A 3,628-nucleotide genomic window follows, 5' to 3' on the forward strand; every position below is an offset into this window, starting at 1 on the left:
TGAGCGGCAGCGGCTCGCCCGCCGCCACGCGCAGTTGCCATTCGACGAGATCGAGGCCCGTGACCATCTCCGTCACCGGATGCTCGACCTGCAGGCGCGTGTTCATCTCCATGAAGTAGAACTGGCCGTCCTGCGTCATGATGAACTCGACCGTGCCCGCGCCGACATAATTCACCGCGCGCGCCGCCGCGACCGCGGCTTCGCCCATCGCGCGGCGGGTTTCATCGGCGAGACCGGGAGCGGGCGCTTCTTCCAGCACCTTCTGATGGCGGCGCTGCACCGAGCAATCGCGATCGAAGAGATACACCGCGTTGCCGTGCTTGTCGGCGAAAACCTGCACTTCGACGTGCCGCGGACGCAGCAAGTACTTTTCGATCAGCACGCGATCGTTGCCGAAGCTCGACGCCGCCTCGCGCTTGCACGACGCCAGCGCGGCCGCGAAGTCCTCGCTCTTCTCGACGACGCGCATGCCCTTGCCGCCGCCGCCCGCGCTCGCTTTCAGCAGCACGGGATAACCGATGCGATCGGCTTCGCGCTGAAGCAGCGAAGCGTCCTGATCGTCGCCGTGATAGCCCGGCACGAGCGGCACGGACGCGGATTGCATGAGCGCCTTCGCGGCGGCTTTGGAGCCCATCGCGCTGATCGCTTCGACCGGCGGGCCGATGAACGTGATGCCCGCTTTACCGCATGCGTTGGCGAATTCTTCGTTCTCCGACAGAAAGCCGTAGCCCGGATGAATCGCCTGCGCGCCGGTGCGCTTCGCCGCCTCGACGATGCGTTCGATACGCAGATAGCTTTCCGACGCCGCCGATCCGCCGACGTGCACCGCTTCGTCGCAGACATCGACGTGCTTGGCTTTCGCATCGGCATCGGAGTAGATGGCGACGCTGCCGACATTCAGGCGCTTCGCCGTTGCCGCCACGCGGCATGCGATCTCGCCGCGGTTCGCTATGAGTATTTTGTTGAACATGGCGGTCACATCCTGAACACGCCGAAGCGCGTTTCTTCAATCGGTGCGTTCATCGTCGCGGCCAACCCGAGGCCCAAAACGTCGCGCGTCTGCGCGGGGTCGATCACGCCGTCGTCCCAGAGGCGCGCGCTCGCGTAATACGGATGCCCTTGCGCTTCGTACTGATCGCGGATCGGCGCCTTGAACGCTTCCTCTTCTTCGCTCGACCACGAGCCGCCCTTCTTCTCGATGCCGTCGCGCCGCACGGTCGCGAGCACGGACGCGGCCTGCTCGCCGCCCATCACCGAGATGCGCGCGTTCGGCCACATCCACAGAAAGCGCGGAGAGTACGCGCGGCCGCACATGCCGTAGTTGCCCGCGCCGAACGAGCCGCCGATGATCACCGTGAACTTCGGCACTTTCGCGGTCGCAACGGCCGTCACCATCTTCGCGCCGTTGCGCGCGATGCCTTCGTTCTCGTACTTGCGTCCGACCATGAAGCCCGTGATGTTCTGCAAGAACACGAGCGGAATCTTGCGTTGCGCGCACAGTTCGATGAAATGCGCGCCCTTCAGCGCCGACTCGGAAAACAGAATGCCGTTGTTCGCGACGATGCCGACCGGGTGCCCCCAGATATGCGCGAAGCCGCAGACGAGCGTCGTGCCGTAGCGCGCCTTGAATTCGTCGAAGGCGGAATCGTCGACGATGCGCGCGATCACTTCGCGCACATCGAAAGGCTTGCGCGTATCGACGGGAATCACGCCGTACACGCTCGCCGGATCGTGACGCGGCGGCAGCGGTTCCTTCAACGCAACCGAAGGCGTCTTCACGCGATTCAGATTACCCACGATGCTGCGTGCAATGCCAAGCGCATGCGCGTCGTTTTGCGCGAGATGATCGGCGACGCCCGAGAGACGCGTATGCACGTCGCCGCCGCCCAAGTCTTCGGCGCTGACTTCTTCGCCCGTCGCGGCTTTCACGAGCGGCGGGCCGCCGAGAAAGATCGTGCCTTGATTCTTCACGATGATCGATTCGTCGCTCATCGCCGGGACATACGCACCGCCCGCGGTGCACGAACCCATGACGACCGCGATCTGCGCGATGCCCTGCGCCGACATGTTCGCCTGGTTGTAGAAGATGCGGCCGAAGTGATCGCGGTCGGGGAACACGTCGTCCTGATTCGGCAGGTTCGCGCCGCCCGAATCGACGAGATAGACGCACGGAAGGCGGTTCTGCTCCGCGATTTCCTGTGCGCGCAAATGCTTCTTCACGGTGACGGGATAGTACGTGCCGCCTTTCACGGTCGCGTCGTTGCAGACGACCACGCACTCCTGCCCCGCGATGCGCCCGATGCCCGTGATGATGCCCGCGCCCGGCGCGTCGTCGTTGTACATGCCGTACGCGGCGAGTTGCGACAGTTCGAGAAACGGCGTGCCCGGATCGAGCAGTTGCGCGATGCGATCGCGCGGCAGCAGCTTGTTGCGCGAGACGTGCTTGTCGCGCGCGGCCCGCCCGCCGCCTTCCGCGATCTTCGCGACCTTCTCTTTGAGGTCCGCGACGAGCGCTTCGAGCGCCGCCGCGTTGGTGCGGAATTCCTCGCCGCGCGGATTCAGTTTCGATTCGATGATCGCCATGAGCGCGCCCTCAAGCCGTTTCGGCGAAGAGTTCGCGGCCGATCAGCATGCGGCGGATTTCGCTCGTGCCCGCGCCGATCTCATAGAGCTTCGCGTCGCGCCACAGACGGCCGACCGGATATTCGTTGATGTAGCCGTTGCCGCCGAGAATCTGGATCGCTTCGCCGGCCATCCACGTGGCTTTTTCCGCGGTGTAGAGAATGACGCCCGCGCAGTCCTTGCGCACTTGCCGGACATGGCCCGAGCCGAGCGTGTCGAGTTGACGGCCCACCGCGTAGAGATAGGCGCGGCACGCCTGCAGCGTCGAATACATGTCGGCGACCTTGCCCTGAATGAGCTGGAATTCACCGATCGCCTGGCCGAACTGCTTGCGGTCGTGGATATACGGGACAACCGAATCCATGCACGCGAGCATGATGCCGGTCGGGCCGCCCGCGAGCACGGCGCGTTCGTAGTCGAGGCCGCTCATCAGCACTTTCGTGCCGCCGTTCAACTGGCCGAGGATGTTTTCCTTCGGCACTTCGACGTTCTCGAACACGAGCTCGCCGGTATGCGAGCCGCGCATGCCGAGCTTGTCGAGCTTCTGCGCGACGCTGAAGCCCTTCATGCCCTTTTCGACGATAAACGCGGTGATGCCGCGCGGTCCCGCTTCGATATCGGTCTTCGCGTAGACGACGAGCGTGTCGCAGTCCGGGCCGTTGGTGATCCACATCTTCGTGCCGTTGAGCACGTAGTGATCGCTCTTTTCGTCGGCGCGCAGCTTCATGCTGACGACGTCGGAGCCCGCGTTCGGCTCGCTCATGGCCAGCGCGCCGATATGTTCGCCGGACACGAGCTTCGGCAGATATTTCTGCTTCTGCGCTTCCGTGCCGTTGCGATGAATCTGGTTCACGCACAGATTCGAATGCGCGCCATACGACAGACCCACCGACGCCGATGCGCGCGAAATCTCTTCCATCGCGACCATGTGCGCCGTGTAGCCCATGTTCGCGCCGCCGTATTCCTCGGAGACGGTCATGCCGAGCACGCCGAGATCGCCGAGCTT

Annotated in this window: 3 protein-coding genes; all 3 read right to left on the bottom strand. The window is 64.3% G+C overall.

Going from position 1 to position 3,628, the window contains the following annotated elements:
• On the bottom strand, positions 1–970 hold a 970-nt coding region (locus tag AWB75_RS36110), incomplete at its 3' end, for an acetyl-CoA carboxylase biotin carboxylase subunit (RefSeq protein WP_143746681.1).
• Between the two features lie 5 nt (positions 971–975).
• Positions 976–2,583, bottom strand: coding sequence for a carboxyl transferase domain-containing protein (locus tag AWB75_RS36115; RefSeq protein WP_061128702.1), 1,608 nt, complete (start codon positions 2,581–2,583; stop codon positions 976–978).
• 10 nt (positions 2,584–2,593) lie between these two features.
• The coding region (locus tag AWB75_RS36120; protein ID WP_061128703.1) for an isovaleryl-CoA dehydrogenase at positions 2,594–3,628 on the bottom strand (1,035 nt) is incomplete at its 5' end.

Source organism: Caballeronia catudaia, from assembly GCF_001544755.2.
In the GTDB taxonomy this organism is placed as follows: domain Bacteria; phylum Pseudomonadota; class Gammaproteobacteria; order Burkholderiales; family Burkholderiaceae; genus Caballeronia; species Caballeronia catudaia.